The sequence below is a fragment of the Sedimentimonas flavescens genome, from assembly GCF_025154035.1.
In the GTDB taxonomy this organism is placed as follows: Bacteria; Pseudomonadota; Alphaproteobacteria; order Rhodobacterales; family Rhodobacteraceae; genus Rhodobacter; species Rhodobacter flavescens.
In genome coordinates this window covers 280,443-301,245 of record NZ_JAOALJ010000003.1, presented here as the reverse complement: position 1 = coordinate 301,245, position 20,803 = coordinate 280,443, and the positions used below count along the sequence as shown (strand labels likewise).

The following is a 20,803-nucleotide window of genomic DNA, read 5'->3' as shown; positions in this document are numbered from 1 at the left end:
TTCGTGCTTTCGCGCAATTCTGTTTCTTACCTCGCGCAGAGCATTGTATTTACACGCACCAGAAGCGCAGTATTGGTGAATACTGAACACCCTGAACGGAGCGGGCGCATGGATGTGGATATTGGCGGGCGGTTGAGGGCGCTGCGCGAGGCGCGCAACCTGTCGCAGCGGGCTCTGGCCAAGCGCGTGGGCGTGCCGAATTCGACCATTTCGCTGATCGAGTCGAACTCGATCAACCCTTCGGTGGGCGCGCTCAAGCGCATCCTTGACGGGTTGCCGATCGGCCTGGCCGAGTTCTTCGCCTTCGAGCCCGACGCGCCGCGCCGCTTCTTCTTCGCCGCCGAGGAACTGATCGAGATCGGCAAGGGGCCAATCTCGTATCGGCAGGTAGGCGAGCCGCGCGCGGGTATGGCGCTGCAAATGCTGCGCGAGGTCTACCAGCCCGGCGCCGACACCGGCCGGGTGCCGCTGACCCATCAGGGCGAAGAGGCGGGTATCATCCTGTCCGGCCGGCTTGAGGTCACCGTGGATGGTGAGCGCAAGGTTCTTGGGCCCGGCGATGCCTATGCGTTCGAGAGCGACCGCCCCCACCGCTTCCGCGCCGTCGGGCACGAGCCCTGCCACGTCGTCAGCGCCTGCACCCCGCCGAGCTTCTAGGCCCGAAGCCGCGCGGCGCCAAGCGCGCTTAGCGCCACCATCACCGCCGCCGTCGCAAGGCACAGCGCCAGCCCGCCGAACTGGTAGCTGAGCCCCGACAGAACAGTGCCCACCAGCCGCCCCGCCGCATTGGCCATGTAGTAAAAGCCCACGTCCAGCGTCACGCGATCCTCCTGCGTGAAGGCGAGGATGAGGTAGGAATGCAGCGACGAATTCACCGCGAAGATCGCGCCGAACACCAGAAGCCCGACGATCAGCGCCACCGTCAGCCAAGGTGCGGGTGCGCCCGCCCACCAGACCAGTGCCGCCAGAACGGAAGGCACGAATCCAAGCGCCACGACCCAATGGCGCGCCTCGGCGATGATCTCGGCCTCGGGGCGGGTGCGGGCGCGCAACAGGCGGGGTGCGGCGGCCTGTACTGCGCCGTAAAGGATGATCCACAGCGCCATGAAACTGCCGACCGTGAAAAAGGCCACCCGGTTCCCCTCGGGCGAGCCATCCGAGATGACGGCGGCGAAATAGACCGGAATACCAACCACGAACCAGACATCGCGCGCACCGAACAGGAAGAGCCGCGCGAAGCTCAGCCAGTTGATATTGCGGTTGTTAGAGAGCACCTCGCGGAACTTGGCGTCCTTGCGGCCTGCGGGCAGGCCCGAGGGCATCCGCATCAGCACCGCAATCAGGATCGCTGCCAGCACGGCGGCCATCCCCAGCACTGCCGCCTTGAACCCCGCCAGCGCCAGCAGCGCCGCACCAAGCAGGAACCCTAGCCCCTTCACCGCGTTCTTTGATCCGGTCAGCAGCGCCACCCAGCGAAACAGCCCGCCGTCGCCCTTGGGGGCCAGCAACTTGACGGCGGATTTGGCGCTCATCTTCGCCAGATCCTTGGCCACGCCCGAGGCGCCCTGCACCGCCATCACATAGACGACCGACAGGCCCACACCCCATGCCGGGTCTAGCATCGCCAGCGCCAGAAGAGCGGCCACCTGCAGCCCAAGCCCCGCATAGAGCGTCGATGTCAGCCCGAAGCGCGCCGCGATCCAGCCCGCCGAGAGGTTCGTCACCACCCCGGCAATCTCATATAAAACAAACAGATAGGCCAGCTGCACCGGCGAAAAGCCAAGCTCGTGGAAGTGCAGAAGCACCAGCATCCGCAGCGCGCCGTCGCTCAGCATGAAGGCCCAATAGGCCGCCGTCACCGCGATATAGGCGGCAAGGCCACGCTCGCTCACAGCGAGGCCCCGACCATCAGCGCCACATCGACCAGCCGATGCGCATAGCCCCATTCGTTGTCATACCAGGCATAGACCTTCACCTGCGTGCCATTGATGACCATGGTCGAAGGCGCATCAACGATGCTCGAACGCGGATCGTTCACGTAATCAGTGCTGACCAACGGACGCTCCTCATAGCCCAGGATGCCCATGAGCGGCCCCGCCGCCGCCGCCGCGAACAGCGCGTTCACCTCGTCAACGCTCGTCGGGCGCGACACCTCGAACACGCAATCGGTCAGCGAGGCATTCAGCAGCGGCACCCGCACCGCGTGGCCGTTCAGCTTGCCCTTCAGCTCGGGGTAGATCAGCGTGATCGCGGTCGCGCTGCCGGTCGAGGTCGGGATCAGCGAGTTCAGCGCCGAGCGCGCGCGGCGCAGGTCTTTCGCCGGACGATCCACGATGGTCTGCGTATTGGTCACGTCATGGATGGTGGTGATTGAGCCATGACGGATGCCGATGCCCTCATGCAGCACCTTCACCACCGGCGTGAGGCAGTTTGTCGTGCAACTCGCCGCCGTGACGATGGAATGGATCGCCGGGTCGTAGTCGTGGTTGTTCACGCCGAAGACGATATTGGCGGTCGGGCCGTCCTTGACCGGCGCCGAGACGACAACCTTCTTCACCCCCGCCGCGAAATAGGGGGCAAGCTTGGCCTCGGTCTTGAAAACGCCGGTGCAGTCGATCACCACATCGACGCCCTCAAGCGGCAGATCCTCGATCCGGCGGGCGTTGTGAACCGGCAGGCGGGTGCCGTCGATGGTGATGCTGTCGGCATCCGAGGCAAAATCCGCGGGCCAGCGGCCATGGACCGAGTCGAACTCCAGCAGATGCGCGTGCATCGCCGGATCGCCCACGGCATCGTTGATCCAGGCGATCTTGGCGCCGCGTTCCAGCAGCGGGCGCAGGGCAAGCTTGCCCATCCGGCCAAGGCCGTTGAGTGCATAGGTGGTCATGTCGGTATCTCCTCGAATTCTTCGGCGCCGATTTGATCGAGCGCCGCTTGCAATCCCGCGCGATCGAGCGCGTCGATCGGCAAGGCGGCCAGCGCGCGAATCCGCCGCTCCATAGTGTCGTAAGTTTGCTGAAAGACGGCACGAACCTCGGCGCCGCTGCCCTCGGCGCGCACCGGATCGGGCTGGCCCCAATGCGCACTGACCGGCACACCGGCCCAGACCGGACAATCCTCATTCGCGGCCTGATCGCAGACCGTCAGCACGATATCCATCTGCGGCGCGTTTGCGCCCAGAAACTCGGTGACCGATTTCGAACGCAGGGTGTCGATCTCATGCCCGACGGCGCGCAGCACCTCCAGCGCATGCGGGTTCGGGCGCCCCGCGGGACGGGTTCCCGCCGAAAAGACGCTGAAGCGATCCCCCGCGATGCTGCGCAGCAATTGCTCGGCGATCAGCGAGCGGGCCGAGTTTCCGGTGCAAACGAAAAGCACATTGGTCTTGAGACGATTGATCTCGGGCGGGACCGGGCAAAGATCGGCGCGACCGCGGCAGCAGTCGTTGACCAGAAATCCGAGCAACCCATGCACCGCCGCCAAATCAACGCGGTAGAGCAGCGCCGTGCCCTCGCGCCGCTGCGTGACCAGCCCGACATCGAGCAGCGCCGAGAGATAGACCGACATCGTACTGGGCTTGATGGCAAGCGCCTCCGATATCTCACCCGCGCGCACCTCGTCAGGGTATCGGCGCATCAAAAGCCGATAGACCGCGAGCCGGCCTTCATGGCTGAGTGCGAATAACCTTTGCGTCGATTTTTTTTCCATATTTCATGGATATTCGAAATAATAAGATTATACAATATCTTCGATGATTTCGCATCTTTTCTATATTTTTCTATCTGTTAGTCGCGACTCCCATGGCGCAGGGCAGCCGCACCGATTGCCGCACCAACAGCAAGACCAACCGCAACCGTCACCAAAGGATGGTCCTGCGCGAACTTCTTCGCATCCGTTCCAGCCTGAATTGCGGCGTCTTGCGCCTTCAGACGTGCGGCATAGGTCGCCTCGCGCGCGGCAATCACTCTGGCGCGGGTATCCTCACCCAACCCTTCGAGCCCGTCCGCGAAACGCGCCCGCAGATCCTGCGCGAAGGCGCCCATCATGTCGGCGCGCGCATCGGCAAGATCATGGGCAGCAGTTGCACCGCTGAGCGCCTGCGCCTCAAGCGCATGCAGGGCTTCGGAGGCGGCGCGGCGCAGCGTGTCGATCTGCTCGGCCCAGCCGTCCCCGGTCGTATCTGCCTGCGAGTCCTCGGGCTCCTCAGCCCCCGGCGCCGCTTCGTGACGGCCGAGCAGGATCCACGCAAGCCCCGCCCCGACCAGCGCCGCAGCCAGCGGATGACGCCGCAGGGTCGAACCCGCCTGACGCGCCAGAGGCACCGCGTTTTCCTGCGCCAGTTTCAACGCCTCATCCGCCAAGGCTCCAGGCGCGACCCGCCCCGCGATGGCTGCCAGCAGTTCGGTCAGCTCCTGACGCTGCTCATGCAGTTCTCGCTCCAGCTTTTCGATGCGGTTCTCCGAGGCCATGGCATCCCCTCCGCGTTATTCGTCAGCCGGGCGGCTGAGCGGGCGATGGAACGGGCGGCGCGCCCGGACCAGCAGGCGCGACACGCGCAGCCCCATCAGTAGTGCCACCAGAACGAACCCGCCCGAAGCCGCCAGCGCCGCATAGGCCGGGCTAAGTCCCCAAGCCACGAGCCCCGCGATCATAGCATCACGTAGCGCCCCCGCCGCAGCAAACAGCGCCGCCGCCGCCAACACCAGCCAAAACGCTGCTCCGCGCAGGGCCTGCAGGCGGTCCTCGGCCTCAACCCGCCAGATCGCCAGTTCCAGCCGCACCATCGCCTGCGCACGGCGCAGGGCGAGGCGGATGAGCATTTGAGTCGTGCCCCGGACCCGGCTTTCCTGGGTCTGATCATCATCCTGCATCCTGCGGCCCCCTTTTCACGTCCCGCGCCATTCTACGCCAAACCCACGACCCTCGCCACGGCGCCCATAGACGCAGCCTCAGCCGGTGCCGCGCTCATCGAGATGCAGCTTGCGCACCGCATCCTCGATGCGGTTGGCGTAATGCACCATCGGCGGCTTGAGCCCGTGCAGAAACAGATCCTCGCGGATTTGATGGGTGGTTCCGGTCAGGTAAAGCTGCACGCCGCGCCGCGCGGCCTTATGCGCCAGCCCCTCGATCGTATGGGCGGCAGTCGAATCCAGAAACGGCACCGCGCCGAAATCGACGATCAGCGCGCGGTGCGTATCGGCGATCCGGTCGAGCACCGAGCCGATTGACGCCGCCGCACCGAAGAAGAACGCCCCCGAGATGCGATAGACCACCACGCCGCGATCGCTCGCCGCCGGGCCTTCAAGCACGGGCAGCGTGGCGTCGGATTGATCCTGGCCGACGAAGGGCGCGTGCGTCTCGACCGCCGTCGTGTTCGACATGCGGTGGATGAACAGCACCGAGCCAAGCGCGAAGCCGACCACGATAGCCTCTGTCAGATCGCGGAAGATGGTGAGGCCAAAGGTGATCAGCAGCACCGCCGCATCCCCGCGTGAGGCGCGGAGCAGCGTGGCGAAGGCGTGTTTTTCGACCATGTTCCAGGCGACGATGGCCAGAACGCCAGCAAGACTGGCAAGGGGGATGTAGCTGGCCAGAGGCGCTGCAACCAGAATGAAGAGAAGCAGGAAGACCGCATGCAGCATGCCCGCGATGGGGCTGCGCGCACCTGCCCGCACATTTGTCGCGGTGCGCGCGATCGTACCCGTGACGCAGATCCCTCCGAAGAGCCCCGAGGCCACGTTTGCTACCCCCTGCGCCACCAGCTCGCAATTCGAGCGATGCCGCCGCCCGGTCATGCCGTCGGCAACGACCGCGGAGAGCAGCGACTCGATCGAGCCAAGCAACGCGAAGGCAATCGCACTGGGCAGCACGGCTTGCAGCTTGGCCAGGGTGATCTCCGGCAGATGCGGTTGCGGCAGGCCGCTCGGGATGCCCCCGAATTTCGAGCCGATCGTGGCTGTATCGAGCCCAAGCACCATCGCGACAACCGAGGTCAGCGCCACTGCGATCAACATGCCGGGCCAGCCGGGGCGGAGTTTTTTCAGGCCGTTGATCAGCAGTATAGTCGCCCCCGCCAGCGCGATGGTGACCGCATTGGCCGTTGGCAGCGCATCCCAGAGCACGGGCAGTTTCTCGGCCAGCGGCCCGGGCTCGGGGACGCTGAGCGTCAGGCCAAGGAACTCCTTGATCTGGCTGGCAAAGATGATCACCGCGATGCCTGCGGTAAAACCCACGGTGACCGGGTAGGGGATGAACTTGATATAGGTGCCAAGCTGCAAGAATCCGATGGCGGCTAGGATCAAGCCCGACAGGATCGTCGCCAGAAACAGCCCGTCCATCCCGTGCATCTGCACCGTACTTGCCACCAGCACGATGAAGGCCCCGGCGGGGCCGCCAATCTGGAAGCGGCTGCCGCCAAGCGCTGACACCAGGAACCCGCCGATGATCGCTGTATAAAGCCCCTGCGCCGGGGTGGCGCCAGAGGCGATGGCAATCGCCATCGACAGGGGCAGCGCGACGATAGCCACCGTCAGCCCCGCCAGCGCATCGGCCCGCAGGTCCCGCATCCCGTAGCCCTCGCGCAGGACGGTCACAAGCTTGGGCAGGAACAGCTCGGCGAAGGGCACGGGCGGTTGCTTGGTGGTCTGGCGGGTCATCTCCGGCGGCCTCTTGCAAGGCGGCGAACACCCGGAGCGCAGGCCCCGGCTATCCGACGCGGGTCATGATGTCTTCTTCGTTTCGACAGGCTCCTTCAGACGCACCCCCCGGCCCGAGCCACGGCTTGGCGCGCCCTCGGCGATCAGCTCGATCCCGGCACGGTCGAAGGCCTCGATCACCTTCATCAGCGTATCGACGACCCCGCGCACATTACCCGCGCTGGCCTCCATCCGCTGAATCGTCGGCACCGAGACCCCCGCCATCTCGGCCAGGGCTTTCTGGTCGATTCCCAGCAGGGCACGCGCCGCACGCATCTGAGCAGAAGTAATCATCACTATTCCGGTGCAGGAGTGAACTATTTCAGTAAATACCATGTAATATCATGTTTCAAACATCATTCTTCGCGCAGATGAGCACATTCGCGCGACCGCCTTGCGCAAATCGCTCAGGAAAAACCGGCAAATCGCACCCCCGTGAGCGCTGACATCCTTGCAGGAATGGCGATTCACCGGGTAAACACCCATCACACAGGGCAAATTCTGGCCGTCAAAGCTGGTTTTTCGCAGAATGCGCCTCGGCGCCTGCAACCAAGCCAGCCCCAGCCGGTCGATTAGTTTCCGCGGCGTCACAGAAAGGCTGAGAGCACATGGCTGAATCCCAAACCCCCGACATCATCTATACCAAGGTCGATGAAGCGCCGGAGCTGGCCTCGGCCTCGCTCCTGCCGATCATCCGCAGCTTTGCCGCCGCGGCTGGTGTTTCGGTCGATACCCGCGACATCTCGCTGGCGGGCCGCATCATCGCCACCTTCCCCGAGAAGCTGACCGACGCGCAGCGCCAGTCGGACGATCTGGCTTGGCTGGGCGAGCTGGTGAAGACCCCCGAGGCCAACGTGATCAAGCTGCCGAACATCTCGGCCTCGGTCCCGCAGCTGGTTGCCGCGATCAAGGAACTTCAGTCGCAGGGCTATGACCTGCCCGACTATCCCGAAGCCCCCGCGACTGACGCCGAGAAAGATGCCCGCGCCCGCTACGACGCGATCAAGGGTTCGGCTGTGAACCCGGTGCTGCGCGAAGGCAACTCGGACCGCCGCGCCGCCGCCGCCGTCAAGAAATTCGCCCAGAACAATCCGCACCGCATGGGTGACTGGGTTGCCGACAGCAAGACCCGCGTGGCCGCCATGTCGGGAGGTGACTTCTTCTCGAACGAGGTTTCGGCGACCCTGCCGAAAGCCGCCTCGGCCAAGATCGTGCTGGAAACCGCCGCGGGCGAAACCGTCCTGAAGGACGGCGTGAAATACCCCGAAGGCACCGTGGTCGACGCGACCTATATGTCGGCCAAGGCGCTCGGTGCGTTCCTTGACGAAGAGATCGCCAAGACCAAGCAAGAGGGCGTCCTCTTCTCGCTGCACATGAAAGCAACGATGATGAAGGTCTCGGACCCGATCATCTTCGGCTATGCGGTCAAAGCCTGGCTCAAGCCCGTCTTCGAGAAATACGGCGAGCAGATGAAGGCGCTTGGCGTCAATCCGAACTCGGGCTTGGGCGACCTGCTCAACCGCGTCAAGGACAATGCCGAGATCATGGCCGCCATCGACGCGGTCAACGCGACCCGTCCGCCGATGTATATGGTGAACTCGGACAAGGGCATCACGAACCTGCATGTGCCCTCGGACGTGATCATCGATGCCTCGATGCCCGCGCTGATCCGCGCCGGCGGCAAGGGCTGGGGCCCGGACAACAAGGAACACGATTGCGTCTGCGTGATCCCGGACAACTCCTACGCGCCGGTCTATGACGCGACGATCGAGTTCTTCAAGGCCAATGGCAAGCTGAACCCGGCCACCGCCGGCACCGTTCAGAACATCGGCCTGATGGCGCAAAAGGCCGAGGAATACGGCTCGCACCCGACCACCTTCGAGATCCCGGCCGACGGCACCGTCAAGATGATCCTCGACGATGGCACCGTGCTGCACTCGCATGCCGTTGAGCAGGGCGACATCTGGCGCTCGGCCTCGGCCCGCAAGGCGCCGATCGAGGACTGGGTCAACCTGGCCATCGACCGTCAGAAGGCCACCGGCTACCGCGCGATCTTCTGGCTCGATGCCGCGCGCGCCCACGACGCGCAGCTGATCGAGTACGTCAAGCCGATCCTCGCCGCCAAGGGCGTGGCCGACAAGTTCGAGATCATGGCCCCGCGCGAAGCCACCATCGCCTCGCTCGAGACCATCACCAAAGGCGAGAACACCATCGCCATCACCGGCAACGTGCTGCGCGACTACCTGACCGACCTGTTCCCGATCCTGGAACTGGCAACCTCGGCCAAGATGCTGTCGATCGTGAAGCTGATGCAGGGCGGCGGTCTGTTCGAGACGGGCGCGGGCGGCTCGGCCCCCAAGCACGTCCAGCAGCTGATGGAAGAGAACCACCTGCGTTGGGACTCGCTTGGCGAATTCTGCGCACTTGGCGAAAGCTTCCGCTTCCTCGCCGATGCGAAGGGCAACGCCAAGGCCCGCGTGCTGGGCGATGCGGTGGACGTGGCCACGCAGGGCATCCTCGACAACGACAAGTCGCCGGGCCGCAAGGTTGGCCAGCCCGACAACCGCGACAGCCATTTCTACTTCGCTCAGTATTGGGCGCAGGCGATGGCCGCACAGTCGGACGACGCCGCACTGGCCGCGCATTTCGCGCCGATTGCCAAGGCCCTGACCGAGAACGAAGCCACCATCGTGGCCGAACTTCAGGCAGGCCGCGGCAAGCCGGTCGATCTGGGTGGCTACTACCATGGCGATGCGGCCAAGACCGCAACCGTCATGCGCCCCTCGGCGACCTTCAACAAGATCATCGGCTAAGCCTTCGGGCCACCGCCAAGATCCAGGAACCCGGCTTCGGCCGGGTTTCTTTTTAGTTCATCACGAATTCGGCGTGCAACGCGCCTGCGGCGTTGATGGATTTCAGGATGTCGATCATGTCACGCGGGCTAACCCCAAGCGCATTCAGCCCCGCGACCACATCCGACAGCGAACTGGTTGACTGAACCTCGGCCATGCGAATGCCCGGATTTTCCTCGATCGAGGCCTGAGTGCGCGGCACGACGACTGTGCTTCCTTCGGCAAAGGGGTTGGGCTGCACAACGACGGGCGTTTCCTCGACCCGCAGCGTCAGGTTTCCCTGGCTGACCGCGACGCGCGAGATCCGCACATCCTCGCCCATGACAATCGTGCCCGAACGCTGATCGACGACTACGCGCGCGCGCCGTTCGGGCTCCACCGCGATATTCTCCAGCCGCCCGATCACATGCGCGGCGGAGCGCATCGACGTGCCTCCGACACTGACCGCCACGGTGCCCGAGTCCTGCATGACGGCGACGCGGCGCCCGAACTCCGCGTTGATGGCCTGTTCGATCCGTCCGGCGGTGGTAAAGTCGGGGGTGCGCAACGCAAGGCGGATGGTCTCCAGGCTGTTGAGTTCAAAGGCGATTTCACGCTCGATGCGCGCGCCGCCGGGAATCCCGCCCGAGGTCGGCACACCCTGCACAATCGAGGCGCCCTGCCCCTCGGCCGAGGCGCCGCCCGCGAGGATCGCGCCCTGCGCCACGGCGTAGATCTCTCCATCCGCCGCGTTCAGCGGCGTCATCACCAGCGTCCCGCCAAGCAGGCTTTTCGCATCGCCAATGGCCGAAACCGACACGTCGATCCTCCCGCCTGCCCGCGCGAAGGGCGGCAGCGTCGCGGTGACCAGAACGGCGGCCACGTTCTTGGGGCGAAACTGCTCGCCCGTCACGTTCACGCCCAATCGCTCGAGGATGTTCGACATGATCTCCTCGGTGAAGGGCGAGTTGCGAATGCCGTCCCCGGTGCCATTCAAGCCAACCACGAGGCCATAGCCCACGAGATCATTGCCCCGCACCCCGTCGAACTCGACCAGATCCTTGATCCGGATCGGCGCGGCGCTGGCCAGCACGGGCAACAACAGGAACAACAGGGTCAGGGCAAATCGCATCACAGGTAATCCGCTAAGCTCAGCGCCGAAAGGCGCGCGGTCAGGGTGTAGAGCGTTTCAAGCTGCGTCTCGACGGCCTGCAAGGCTGTCGCGCTTTCATAGGGATCGGCACCGATCAACTCGGCGCGGGCCAGTTCGAGGGATGACTTCTCGGCACTGTTGCGCGTGCGCGCATCGTCGATAGCCGCCTCGGCCACGCCCAGATCGGCGCGAAACGAGACCAGCGCGCTTTCCGCTGACAGCAGACGCTCCCCCGCCGCCTGCGCCAGATCCGCGCGCAGATCATCGTCTTGCGGAACCATGCCATGCCCGACCAGCGCGGCAATAGCGAAACCGCCCAAGGTCTGCCGCAGGCCCGGACTGGCCAAGGTCAAGTCAAGCGAAAGCCGCTCGCCCTCGGCGATCTGGACAGCGCCGCTTGAGGCGTCGCTGCCAGCATAGGCGATATCGAGAAACCCGCCCGCACCGCGCGGGGCGTCAAACCAGGTCAGCACCGCCGTCTTGATCGCCGTCGCACTGGTCAGTCCGGCAATCTCCGCCGAAAGCGCCGTCAGGATCGTACCCGTATCGGCAACGGGTCGCGTGTCACTGGCCGCACCCGAGAACAGATGCCGCCCCGCGACCTCGGTATTGAGGGCGGAAATCACCGCCTCGAACCGCTGCGCCGCATCGGCGAGCGCGGCCTGCACCGGCTGCGGGTTCGTGGCGCCGGACCATGCCAGAAGGCCCGTTCCGAGATCGGCGGCACTTTCCTGCATCAGGCCAAGGGCGCTCTGCATCCCTGCGGCCCGCAACCCAGCCTCCTTCGCGCTCAGATCATAGGCCTCAATCATGCTCAGCGAACGATCAATCGCGGCAAGCGGGCCGAAATTGCCCGCGACCGCTTTCGCGGCATCCTGTTTCACACCGGTCATGACCTCTTCGGTCAATTGGGTCATGACGGTCTTAAGCTGCGCCCCGTGCCGGCGCAGCTGGTAGCTTTGGGCCATGTCACCCACAGAAACGTAGTTCATTTCACAACCCCAGAAGTTGCTGGATCAGCGTATCGACGGTCTGGATGACCTTGGCATTGGCGGCATAGGCCTGCTCGACCCGCAGCAGCATTTGCAGCTCGTAATCACTATCGACCCCATCGGCGAGCGACAGTTCGGTCAGCGCTTCCTGCTGCGCGAGGCTGTAGCTTTCGATGCTTTGCGCGGTCAGCCGGTCCGACGACACCCGCGAGATCAGTTCCGCCGCCAGACCCGAAGCCGAGCGCGACGCCGCCCCGAAATCACCGGATGCCGGAACCCGCCCACGCCCAAGCGCCTCGGCCAGCGCCGTCAACTGCCCCGAGGCGCCCACTGGCCCCGGCGCCGAGGCCCCGATGCCATCGCGCAGCCGCCACAGATCGCCTCCGCGAGCGGGATCCACCGCGGCATTGACGGCGATACGGCCCGCAAACCCCGCCTCAAAAGCCGGATCGAAGCTGCCCGATCCATCCGTGAACAACCCCGCCGCCCCGGAGGCAAGCGTCGGGTCGGTTGCCGGATCGGCGAAACGCTCGATCAGATCTCGGGCGATCGCGTCGATGCGCGATTGCGCCTGCGGGGCAAGTTCATCGCGCACGGCAAACAGTGCACCCAGCCTGCCGCCGCCCATCACCCCGTCATCGCCGGGCGAGATCGCCATGCCGTTCAGCGTCAGGCCGGACAGATCGCCGTTCTCATAGCTCATATCAGCGCTGATCGCGCCCGTTGCCGAAAACCCGACCCGGACCGGAATATCCTCCAGCAGCACCGCGCCCCCGGTCGTGAACAGCGCAACCTGATTGTTGTCGCGCGTGACCTGACGGATCGGAACGATCTCGGCCACCAGATCGACAAGTGCCTGACGCTGGTCCATCAGCGCGGTGGCATCCTGGCCCGCCGCGCGCTGCGCGAGGATCTGCGCATTCAGATCGTCGATTTGCGAAAGCGCCTGGTTCAGCGCCTCGACCTGTTCGGCAATCTGCGCATCGGCCTCTTGCCGCATCTGCCCGACCGAGGCCGACATGGTATTCATCTGACCAGCCACCTTGGTCGCGGCATCGAGAACGGTTGCCAGGCGAGCCTCGCTCTCGGGTTGGCTGGCGGCCTGGACAAAGGCCGCCTCTAGCCCCGAAAGGCGCGCCGAAAGCGAGCCTGCCTCCCCCGGCGCGCCGATCATCTGCTCGACGCTTTCGAGAAACGCCACGCGCGTTGTCGCGTTGCTGGCTGCCGCATCGGCCAGACGGCGATCCTGCAAGACCCCCTCATTAACCACGCGGACCACCCCGTCGATCTGCACGCCCGCCCCGACACCGCCCAGGGATTGCGCCGACAAAGACAACTCGCGCCGGGCATATCCTTCGGTCAGCACGTTGGCCGTGTTCGAGGCCACGACATCCACCATCCGGGCCGCGGCATTCAGCCCGGACAAGGCGTTCGATAGCGATGTGGATATGCCCATGGCTCAGTCTCCGTCAGATTCTCAGCGTTTGATGTTCGTTGTCTCCTGCAACATCTCATCCACGGTCTGGATGACCTTGGCGTTCGAGGAATAGGCGCGTTGCGTCTGGATCAGGTTGGTCAGTTCCTCCGCGACATCGACGGTCGAGCCCTCGCGCGCGTAGCCCTGAATCCCCCCAGTCGGCCCGTCGCCCGCATCCCACAGGAAGAACGAGCCCGAGGTTGGCGAGACCTGGAACGTCTGGTTGTCGAGCGCGTTCAGCCCGTTCGGGTTGGGCACGTCGATCACCGGGATCTGGTAGACCGTGCGGATAAAGCCGGTGTCATAGGTCGCCTTGATATAGCCCTTCTCATCGATCTCGATCGCGGTCAGGTTCCCCACCGGCGAGCCATCCTTGGTGATCGAACTGGGCGCGAAAGAAGACGACAGCTGCGTCAGCCCGTTGGTATCGCCGATCTTGCCGATCGTGACCGACAAGGGCCCACCGCCCACCGTCAGATCGAGTGCGCCCGTCACCGGATCGTAGGCCCCGCCCGACACCACGTTGACCGAGGCCAGCGTGCCGCCATTGCCGCGGCTTTCGTCGAAGGTCATCTGGTATTCGCCGATAATGCTTTCATCCGCTGCCGTCGCCGGATCATCCTGCGTGGCGGAATCGCGGATCACCATCGTCCAGGCGTTCGACGCGCCGCTGGCCGGCACGCTCGGCGTGAAGGAGATGTTCAGCGTCTCGGGGTTGCCGAGATTGCCGAAATACTCGACCGTCAGGGGCAGCGTCTCGCCGCTCTCGCCGGCCTCGGTCGCGGTGGCGGGCAGGTTGACGCCAAGGTTCATCGTGGTGGTCGGATCCCCCGCCGTCTGGTTGGCGTTGATCACCACCGGCACGAGGCCCGTCACCGTATCGCGCGGCATGTTCGGGATATTGCCATCGGCATTCGCGGGCCACCCCAGCAGCACCAGCCCGGACGCGGTGCGCAGAACGCCTTCGCTGTCGGTATGGAATGATCCGGTCGTGGTCATCATCAGGGGCTGCTCGCCCAGGGTATTGCTGAGCGAGGCCGAGGTCGCCACCGGCAGAAAGCCACGGCCCGCAACCGCGATATCCATCGCGTTCGAGGTCGAAACCAGCGCGCCGCGTTCGTCTATCAACCGCCCGGTCGACGTGCGCACACCCCCGGCGGAATAGGCGCCCGCGTTGCTCGACTGGCTCAGTACCAGGCTCTCGAAATCCGATGTCGCGCGCTTGTAGCCATAGGTTGCCGAGTTGGCGATGTTATCCGAGATGGTGGCCAGTCGCGTCGCGTTCGCCGCCAACCCGGCGACGCCCGCATTGAGCGAAGAAGAAATGGACATGAATGCGCCTTTCTGCTGCTGCGTCCCTTGATCACCCCGCAGCGTGGCGCACGCGCCCTTAACATCGCCCTAACGACTCAAATTAAAGGGATTTTATCCCTCAGTTGCGCAGCAAGATCAGCTCAAGCCGATTGTTGCGCTCCGACATCGGCAGCCCGGTCGAGGGCTTGCGATCGGCGAATCCGCTGACACGCTGCACGCGCTTGCGGTCGAACCCGGCCCCTTCCAGCAGACCGCGCATCGCCTGCGCCCGCGCCAAAGACAGATCCCACATCGGGTTATGGCGCAGCACCTCGGGATAGGCGCGGGTATAGCCGTTCAGGGCCACTTCGTTTCGAACAATGCCGAAGACCCGCGCCAGCATGGCCGCGATTTCAAGCGTGACAGGCTCGGGTTCGGCGGTTTCGGGGGCAAAGAGCGGCGCGTCGGACAGATCGAAAAACTCGACGATCAGCCCCTCGTCGGTGACGCGGGTGACGATGTGGCGCGCGAGCTGGTCGCTGACCATCGACTCGCCTCCCACGCCCCTCAGAGCCTGCTCGATCTTCTGTGCGACGCGGTCGAATTCGTCGCGCGCGGGGTCTTTCGCTACCTCGGCGCCCTCTTGCCCGCGGGCCTGACGTTCGGTGCTGGGGCGATGCTGCGAGGCGCCGGTGCCGGTCTGCGCAATCTGCTGCTCGGAGAAGACCGAATCGCCGCCAAACGCCCCCTCGCCCCCGCCCGAGATCCGGTTGATCGGAATCGTCGGGTTGAAATAATCGGCGATGCCCTTGCGCTGTTTCTCGGTCGTCGCGTTCAACAGCCACATCAGCAGGAAGAAGGCCATCATCGCCGTGACGAAATCGGCATAGGCCACTTTCCAGGCCCCGCCATGATGCCCGCCACCCGCGACAATCTTCTTGCGCTTGATGATGATCGGAGCCGCGTTATCGCGCGCCGCCATATGCCACCTCGCTTTCACCCGGCCTCCGGTCTAGCATCGTGGCATTAATGCGCACTTAAGCGCCGAAGTTCGTCCGATCCCTTTGCGAAGCACACCGCCAGCACTATTGTCCCTTCATGCAAAAGCCCCCGATTGACCAGTTAATCGCCTGCCCCAAATGTGACGCGCTGCACCATGCCCGCCATTTGGGGGAGAACGAGCGCGCCGCCTGCGCCCGTTGCGGCACACTGTTGATCACGCCACGCGCGCGGTCGTTTCTGCATGTCATCGCGCTCTCGTTTACCGCGATGATCCTGATGATCGCGGCCGTCTTCTTTCCCTTCCTGAAAATCTCGGCGCAGGGCTTTTCTCATGCCAGCTCGGTCTTCGAGGTCGCCATGGCTTTCTCCGACGGGCTTCTGGCGCCGCTGTCGCTGGCGGTGCTGATGCTGATCGTGGGCCTGCCGATCGTGCGCTTCGGCGCGCTGATCTACACGCTCTGGCCGCTGGCCAACGCCCGCCCCGCCTGGCCCCACGCCCGCCGCGTCTTTCGCCTCGCCGAAGAGCTGGAGCCCTGGGCGATGGCCGAGATCTTCATCATCGGCACGGGCGTTGCGCTGGTGAAGATCGGCGGGTTGGCTTCGGTCTCGCTCGGGCCGGCCTTCTGGGCCTTCTGCGCCCTGATCATCGTGAATGCCCTCAAGAACGCTTTTCTGAGCCAGTGGACGATATGGGACGCAATCGGGCAGAAGTAACCGTGCAAACCGCGCGCGATGCGGGGCTGGTGGGCTGCACGCGCTGCGGCAAGGTCTGGCCTGCGCAGACCCGTGAGTGCGGGCGCTGCGGGGCAGCGCTGAAGCGCGTGGATACGGCCGGGCTGCAAGCGGTCTGGGCCTGGTGGTTCGCCGGGCTGATCTTTTACATCCCCGCTAACCTCTACCCGATGCTGCGCACCTCGACGCTGGCCGGAAACCAGCAAAACACCATCATCGGCGGTGTGATCGAGCTGATCACGCATCACAGCTATTTCGTCGCCGCCGTTGTGTTCGTGGCCTCGGTCGTCATCCCGGTGTCGAAGTTCATCGCCATCGCTTATCTCGCTTTGGCCGTCGGGAACGAGCACCGCGCGGGCGCGCACCGGCACCTGCACCTGTTCGAGGTGGTCGAATTCATCGGGCGCTGGTCGATGGTTGACGTTTTCGTTGTAGCGATCCTGTCAGCATTGGTGCAATTGGGAGCCGTTGTCTCGATTCATCCCGGCCCGGCCGCCGCCGCCTTCGCGCTTTCGGTTGCCCTGACCATGCTCTCGGCGCAAAGTTTCGATCCCCGCCTGATCTGGCGCGGCCCCGCAAGAACGACAGGACCATGACCGACGAACTCCGCCCCGCAGATCTGGAAACCAGCCCCGCCCCGAACCCGATCTGGACCCGCCTGTCCGTGATCTGGCTGGTGCCGCTGGTGGCGCTTGCGATCACGCTTGGTATCGCCTGGCAATCCTATGCCGACCGCGGCACGCTGATCGAGATCGACTTCGCGGACGCGACCGGCGTGCGCCCCGGCGAGACCGTACTGAAATTCCGTGAGGTCGAGGTCGGCCGCGTCGAGACCGTGGGCTTCAGCCCCGATCTCAGCTCGGTCCGTATCGGCGTGCGGGTGAACAAGGACGTCGCGCATTTCGTCGATAGCGAGGCGCGGTTCTGGCTGGTGCGCCCGCAGGTCTCGGCACAGGGGATCTCGCGGCTCGACACGGTGCTGTCGGGGACCTTCATCGAAGGCTACTGGGATGCCGAAAGCGCAGGGCCGCAGACCGAGTTCCAGGGCCTCGACAAGCCGCCGGTGACGCCTGACCCGACGAAGGGCACCTGGGTCGAGTTGCGCGCCGAGGATGCCGGCGGGCTGGCCGAAGGCGCGCCTGTGCTGTTTCGCGGTATCACCGTGGGCCGCATCCAGAACTTGCGCCTGAACGACGCCGATTCCGGCGTGATCATTGACGCCTTCATCGACGCGCCCCACGACCGGCGCCTGACCACCAACACGCGGTTCTGGGATACTTCGGGCATTTCGGTCTCGCTCAGCGCCTCGGGGGTCAGCCTCGACATGCGCTCACTGGCCTCGCTGGTGCAGGGCGGGATCGAGTTCGACACGTTCACCACCGGCGGCACCTTCATCCAGAACGGCTTCCCCTTCCGCCTTTATGGAACGTCAGAGGCCGCGCGAACCTCGATCTTCGGGTCGGATCTGGCGGAACCCGCGCGCTACACGCTGCTGTTCGACGACGCGATCGAGGGGCTCCAACGCGGCTCCAAGGTGCAATTCCGCGGTGTCGAGGCGGGCGAGGTCACCGATCTGTCGATCAAGGTGCTGACCGACAGCACCGGCACGCGCTATGCCCAGCAACAGGTCGTCATCGCGCTTTCGCCCGAACGCCTCGGCCTGGCGCGCGGAACCGAGCGCGATATCGTCAACGAATTCCTCGCAACCGAGGTCGACTCCGGGCTGCGCGCCCGTGTCGCCGGGGTTGGCCTGCTCGGCTCGACGCTGGTGATCGAACTGACCGACGTGCCCAATGTTCCGCCCGCCGTGATCAACCTGACGGCTCAGCCCTATCCCACCCTGCCCACTGCCGAGGCCAAGACGAACGATCTGGCAGCGTCAGCCGAAGGGGTGTTCCAGCGCATCGAAGCCCTGCCTATCGAAGAACTGATGGCCTCAGCGATCCGGTCGCTCGACAGCATTTCTGCCGTCGCCGAGAGCGAGGATACCCGCGCCGTTCCGGGCGAGCTTGCGGGCCTGCTGGAGGAACTCCGCGCGCTGGTGGAGCGCCTGAATCAGGGCGGCGCCTCCGAGAAGGCGATTGCGGCGCTTGACGGGATGACCGAGGCCGCCTCGACCGTGATGAGCGAGTTCGAGGGGCTGGCCGAGACGCTGGCGTCGACCGATGCCGCCGCGCAGGCGGTGGCCGAGATGCCGCTTGGCGAGATCGGCAACAAGATCGACGGCATTCTGGCCGATATCCGCACCATGCTGGGTTCGGAAGATGCCGAACGCCTGCCGCGCGCGCTCTCGGATACGCTCGAAGAATCCGCGGCGCTACTGGCCGAACTGCGCGAAGGCGGCGCGGCAGAGAAGATCAACGGCACGCTCGTGGCCGCGCAGGATGCTGCGACCGCCATCGAAAGCGCCTCCGAACGCCTGCCCGAGCTGACCGCGAAGCTGGAATCGCTGGTGACCACCGCCGAGCGTCTGGTGGCGTCTTATGGCGAGCGGTCGGCCTTCAACGCCGAGGTGCTCGACACGATGCGCGAATTGCGCCGCGCGACATCCGCCTTCGGGTCGCTCGCGCGCATGATCGAACGCAACCCCCGCGCCTTCATTCTGGGCCGCTGACAGGAGACACAAGATGATCCGCCCGTTCCTGCTAAGCCTTATCTGCGGCCTTGCGCTGACCGCCTGTTCCGATCCTGCGGCCACCGCGCGCTATGCGATTGCGCCGCAACCCGCCGCGAAAACCCTGCCCAACCGCCTCGGCCAGGCCGAGCTGCGCGAGGTGTCGCTACCGCAATATGCCGCGGGGCAGGAGATCTCCTATCAGACCGAGGACGGCGCGCTGCGCTCGACCCCGGACAATATCTGGGCCGACGACCCGCCGCGCGCGGTGACGCTGGCGCTGGCGCGGCAGATCTCGGCGGTCTCGGGCGCGACGGTGATCGCCGAGCCCTGGCCGCTCTCGGAAGGGCCGCAACGCCGGATCGAGGTGCGGGTCGAGCAGTTCCTTGCGCGGGCCGATGGTGTCGTGCAACTGACCGGGGTCTATTTCGTCACCCCTGCGGGGATTACGAGCGGGCGCGACGTGATGCGCAGCTTCGATGTGACCGTGCCGGTCGCGGAGGGAGGCCCGGCGGCTATTGCGCAGGCGCAGTCGGCAGCGGTTGCCGAACTGGCTCGGCGCATCGCGCAGCTCGATTAATCGAGCGCCGTGATGCGGCCGTAGCCACCGCGGAAGAAGGTCAGCGGCTCGCCCTGGCCCACCTGAAAACGGACGACGCGGCCGATGATGATGGTGTGATCGCCGCCTTCATGGGTGGCCTCGGTCACGCATTCGAACCGCGCCAGCGCGCCGTCCAGCAGCGGCACCTCATGCTCGTTACGCAGGAAGTCCAGCCCCTCGAACCCATGGCCGCGGCGGGTGAAGCGATCCGCAAGCGGCGCCTGATCGGCCCGCAGCACATGGATGGCAAAAGCAGGGGCCGCCGAGAAATGCTGATGTCGCAACGACGAGCGCGCCGCCGACCACAGCACCAGCGCCGGATCGAGCGAGACCGAGGCGAAGCTGTTGACGGTAATCCCCACTGGCGTCGTCGATCCCGCTTCGCAGGCGGTGATCACGGTCACCCCGGTCGCAAAGCAACCAAGCGCATCGCGCAGCTGGCGCGGCTGCGCCGGGTCGGGCACATGGCCGAGGCTGGATTTCTCGGCCCGCGTCATTGCCGCTTCGATCTCGTCGCTTTCCCGCATCGCTCTCCCCTTTCCCCCACAGATACGTGCTGGCGCGCAAAGGGCAACCCTTGGGGCGCACACAGAGCCATCAAGACCCGGTCAAGCGCGCCGCATCAGGTAGATGTCCATGATCCAGCCATGCTCGGCCCGCGCCTCGGCGCGGGTCCGGACGATCTGCGGGCCGACCTCGGAGAGGGGCCCCGCATGCAGGATCTGTTCGGACATGCCGACGAAGGCCCCCCACCAGATCTCGACCCCTTCGGGCGCGAGATGGGTGAACGAGCATTCTCCATCGAGCATGACCACGATGGTATCGACGCCCTCGGGCCAGCCGTGATCGCACAGCTGGCGGCCCGTGGTGATCTGCACCGGCGCGCCGATCTCATTGAGCGGGATGGCGTGCGCCGCGCACAGCGCCTGAATGGCGGTGATCCCCGGAATGACGCGGGTCGTGACCGGCATCACACGCGCCAGCCGCTCGGCCAGGCGCAGCGTGCTGTCGTAAAGCGACGGATCGCCCCAGACGAGCAGTGCGACCTTGCCGCTTTCGCCAACATGGGCGCGGATCTCACCCTGCCAGGCGGCGGCGATGGCGTCGTGCCAGTCGTCCACGCCCTGCCGGTAAGAGGGATTCGCCGCATCGCGCACCGGCAGCGCGAACTCAACCACCTTTGTCGCGGGATTGGTGATATGCGTTTCGCACATCGACCGGCGCAGCCCGGCCAGATCGGATTTGTCCGCCCCCTTGAGCGGGATCAGGATCAGCTCGGCCGCGTTCATCGCTTCGATCGCCTGCAGCGTCAGATGCCCGGGGTTTCCGGTGCCAATTCCGATCAGCGTCAGTTCGATCATCGCGTCTTCCTTACTGGCGGGAGGAGCGCGGCGCGCTCCTCCCAGTGTTTCG

At 65.3% G+C, this 20,803-nt stretch carries 20 protein-coding genes; 6 read left to right on the top strand and 14 right to left on the bottom strand.

Features of this window, described 5'->3' with window-relative positions; translation table 11 throughout:
- The first annotated feature begins 108 nt into the window (after positions 1-108).
- On the top strand, positions 109-657 hold the full coding sequence (locus N3C64_RS08035) for a cupin domain-containing protein (RefSeq protein ID WP_218629916.1): 549 nt from the start codon (positions 109-111) through the stop codon (positions 655-657).
- Here the strand turns inward: N3C64_RS08035 and arsJ are convergent.
- From arsJ to N3C64_RS08000, 7 genes are all read right to left on the bottom strand, one after another.
- Positions 654-1,892: an organoarsenical effux MFS transporter ArsJ gene (arsJ, locus tag N3C64_RS08030; RefSeq protein ID WP_260013787.1), complete on the bottom strand. Its 1,239-nt coding sequence runs from the start codon at positions 1,890-1,892 to the stop codon at positions 654-656. The genes N3C64_RS08035 and arsJ overlap by 4 nt on opposite strands.
- A complete protein-coding gene (locus tag N3C64_RS08025; protein ID WP_260013784.1) occupies positions 1,889-2,887 on the bottom strand; it encodes an ArsJ-associated glyceraldehyde-3-phosphate dehydrogenase in 999 nt (332 codons plus the stop codon). Before N3C64_RS08025 ends, arsJ begins: the two co-directional genes overlap by 4 nt.
- The gene (locus tag N3C64_RS08020) at positions 2,884-3,708 is read right to left on the bottom strand and encodes an arsenate reductase/protein-tyrosine-phosphatase family protein (protein ID WP_260013775.1); all 825 of its coding nucleotides are present in this window, start codon (positions 3,706-3,708) and stop codon (positions 2,884-2,886) included. The genes N3C64_RS08025 and N3C64_RS08020 overlap by 4 nt, the downstream gene beginning before the upstream one ends.
- A 77-nt stretch (positions 3,709-3,785) precedes the next feature.
- Entirely contained in the window at positions 3,786-4,469 is a 684-nt protein-coding gene (locus N3C64_RS08015) for a hypothetical protein (protein WP_260013772.1), read from the bottom strand.
- A 15-nt stretch (positions 4,470-4,484) separates the two neighbouring features.
- Positions 4,485-4,871, bottom strand: a complete 387-nt coding sequence (locus N3C64_RS08010; protein WP_260013770.1) for a hypothetical protein — start codon at positions 4,869-4,871, stop codon at positions 4,485-4,487.
- A 78-nt stretch (positions 4,872-4,949) separates the two neighbouring features.
- Complete coding sequence (locus tag N3C64_RS08005; protein ID WP_260013769.1) at positions 4,950-6,656, bottom strand: SulP family inorganic anion transporter; 1,707 nt, start codon at positions 6,654-6,656, stop codon at positions 4,950-4,952.
- Positions 6,657-6,719: 63 nt separating this feature from the next.
- On the bottom strand, positions 6,720-6,989 hold the full coding sequence (locus tag N3C64_RS08000; protein WP_218629923.1) for a helix-turn-helix domain-containing protein: 270 nt from the start codon (positions 6,987-6,989) through the stop codon (positions 6,720-6,722).
- A gap of 314 nt (positions 6,990-7,303) precedes the next feature.
- On the opposite strand from N3C64_RS08000, the gene N3C64_RS07995 reads away from it, so the two are divergent.
- Positions 7,304-9,508: an NADP-dependent isocitrate dehydrogenase gene (locus N3C64_RS07995; protein ID WP_260013768.1), complete on the top strand. Its 2,205-nt coding sequence runs from the start codon at positions 7,304-7,306 to the stop codon at positions 9,506-9,508.
- Between the two features lie 52 nt (positions 9,509-9,560).
- Here N3C64_RS07995 and N3C64_RS07990 read toward each other — a convergent pair whose 3' ends face one another.
- The 5 genes from N3C64_RS07990 to N3C64_RS07970 form a co-directional block, all read right to left on the bottom strand.
- A complete protein-coding gene (locus tag N3C64_RS07990; protein ID WP_260013767.1) occupies positions 9,561-10,658 on the bottom strand; it encodes a flagellar basal body P-ring protein FlgI in 1,098 nt (365 codons plus the stop codon).
- A complete protein-coding gene (locus N3C64_RS07985) occupies positions 10,658-11,671 on the bottom strand; it encodes a flagellin (protein ID WP_260013765.1) in 1,014 nt (337 codons plus the stop codon). The genes N3C64_RS07990 and N3C64_RS07985 overlap by 1 nt, the downstream gene beginning before the upstream one ends.
- 1 nt (position 11,672) lies before the next feature.
- Positions 11,673-13,127 (bottom strand): flagellar hook-associated protein FlgK, encoded by a 1,455-nt coding sequence (flgK, locus tag N3C64_RS07980; protein WP_260013764.1) that lies wholly within the window; start codon positions 13,125-13,127, stop codon positions 11,673-11,675.
- 21 nt (positions 13,128-13,148) lie between these two features.
- Complete coding sequence (locus tag N3C64_RS07975) at positions 13,149-14,480, bottom strand: flagellar hook protein FlgE (RefSeq protein WP_260013762.1); 1,332 nt, start codon at positions 14,478-14,480, stop codon at positions 13,149-13,151.
- A 100-nt stretch (positions 14,481-14,580) separates the two neighbouring features.
- Positions 14,581-15,423, bottom strand: a complete 843-nt coding sequence (locus N3C64_RS07970) for a flagellar motor protein MotB (protein ID WP_260013897.1) — start codon at positions 15,421-15,423, stop codon at positions 14,581-14,583.
- Positions 15,424-15,539: 116 nt separating this feature from the next.
- Between N3C64_RS07970 and N3C64_RS07965 the strand changes: the two genes are divergently transcribed.
- From N3C64_RS07965 to N3C64_RS07950, 4 genes are read left to right on the top strand one after another with little or no spacing between them, the layout of a single operon-like run.
- Positions 15,540-16,157, top strand: a complete 618-nt coding sequence (locus tag N3C64_RS07965) for a paraquat-inducible protein A (protein WP_218629929.1) — start codon at positions 15,540-15,542, stop codon at positions 16,155-16,157.
- 2 nt (positions 16,158-16,159) lie between these two features.
- Positions 16,160-16,771 (top strand): paraquat-inducible protein A, encoded by a 612-nt coding sequence (locus tag N3C64_RS07960; RefSeq protein WP_375546103.1) that lies wholly within the window; start codon positions 16,160-16,162, stop codon positions 16,769-16,771.
- Positions 16,768-18,789 (top strand): MlaD family protein, encoded by a 2,022-nt coding sequence (locus tag N3C64_RS07955; RefSeq protein ID WP_260013759.1) that lies wholly within the window; start codon positions 16,768-16,770, stop codon positions 18,787-18,789. Before N3C64_RS07960 ends, N3C64_RS07955 begins: the two co-directional genes overlap by 4 nt.
- Positions 18,790-18,802: 13 nt before the next feature.
- Entirely contained in the window at positions 18,803-19,369 is a 567-nt protein-coding gene (locus tag N3C64_RS07950) for a PqiC family protein (protein ID WP_260013756.1), read from the top strand.
- On the opposite strand, the gene N3C64_RS07945 is transcribed toward N3C64_RS07950, so the two are convergent.
- Both N3C64_RS07945 and cobF read right to left on the bottom strand, forming a co-directional pair.
- Positions 19,366-19,887 (bottom strand): flavin reductase family protein, encoded by a 522-nt coding sequence (locus N3C64_RS07945; RefSeq protein ID WP_375546104.1) that lies wholly within the window; start codon positions 19,885-19,887, stop codon positions 19,366-19,368. The genes N3C64_RS07950 and N3C64_RS07945 overlap by 4 nt on opposite strands.
- Before the next feature lie 111 nt (positions 19,888-19,998).
- Positions 19,999-20,751: a precorrin-6A synthase (deacetylating) gene (gene cobF, locus N3C64_RS07940; RefSeq protein WP_260013752.1), complete on the bottom strand. Its 753-nt coding sequence runs from the start codon at positions 20,749-20,751 to the stop codon at positions 19,999-20,001.
- Positions 20,752-20,803 lie beyond the last annotated feature (52 nt).

Coding starts and splice junctions, on each gene's coding strand:
- N3C64_RS07975 (WP_260013762.1), bottom strand. CDS start 14,480: ATGTCCATTTCTTCTTCGCTCAATGCGGGCGTCGCCGGGTTGGCGGCG.
- N3C64_RS08000 (WP_218629923.1), bottom strand. CDS start 6,989: ATGATTACTTCTGCTCAGATGCGTGCGGCGCGTGCCCTGCTGGGAATC.
- N3C64_RS08020 (WP_260013775.1), bottom strand. CDS start 3,708: ATGGAAAAAAAATCGACGCAAAGGTTATTCGCACTCAGCCATGAAGGC.
- N3C64_RS07990 (WP_260013767.1), bottom strand. CDS start 10,658: ATGCGATTTGCCCTGACCCTGTTGTTCCTGTTGTTGCCCGTGCTGGCC.
- N3C64_RS08005 (WP_260013769.1), bottom strand. CDS start 6,656: ATGACCCGCCAGACCACCAAGCAACCGCCCGTGCCCTTCGCCGAGCTG.
- cobF (WP_260013752.1), bottom strand. CDS start 20,751: ATGATCGAACTGACGCTGATCGGAATTGGCACCGGAAACCCCGGGCAT.
- N3C64_RS07970 (WP_260013897.1), bottom strand. CDS start 15,423: ATGGCGGCGCGCGATAACGCGGCTCCGATCATCATCAAGCGCAAGAAG.
- N3C64_RS07955 (WP_260013759.1), top strand. CDS start 16,768: ATGACCGACGAACTCCGCCCCGCAGATCTGGAAACCAGCCCCGCCCCG.
- N3C64_RS08035 (WP_218629916.1), top strand. CDS start 109: ATGGATGTGGATATTGGCGGGCGGTTGAGGGCGCTGCGCGAGGCGCGC.
- N3C64_RS07995 (WP_260013768.1), top strand. CDS start 7,304: ATGGCTGAATCCCAAACCCCCGACATCATCTATACCAAGGTCGATGAA.
- N3C64_RS08025 (WP_260013784.1), bottom strand. CDS start 2,887: ATGACCACCTATGCACTCAACGGCCTTGGCCGGATGGGCAAGCTTGCC.
- N3C64_RS07985 (WP_260013765.1), bottom strand. CDS start 11,671: ATGAACTACGTTTCTGTGGGTGACATGGCCCAAAGCTACCAGCTGCGC.
- N3C64_RS07950 (WP_260013756.1), top strand. CDS start 18,803: ATGATCCGCCCGTTCCTGCTAAGCCTTATCTGCGGCCTTGCGCTGACC.
- flgK (WP_260013764.1), bottom strand. CDS start 13,127: ATGGGCATATCCACATCGCTATCGAACGCCTTGTCCGGGCTGAATGCC.
- N3C64_RS07965 (WP_218629929.1), top strand. CDS start 15,540: ATGCAAAAGCCCCCGATTGACCAGTTAATCGCCTGCCCCAAATGTGAC.
- N3C64_RS07945 (WP_375546104.1), bottom strand. CDS start 19,887: ATGACGCGGGCCGAGAAATCCAGCCTCGGCCATGTGCCCGACCCGGCG.
- N3C64_RS08010 (WP_260013770.1), bottom strand. CDS start 4,871: ATGCAGGATGATGATCAGACCCAGGAAAGCCGGGTCCGGGGCACGACT.
- N3C64_RS08015 (WP_260013772.1), bottom strand. CDS start 4,469: ATGGCCTCGGAGAACCGCATCGAAAAGCTGGAGCGAGAACTGCATGAG.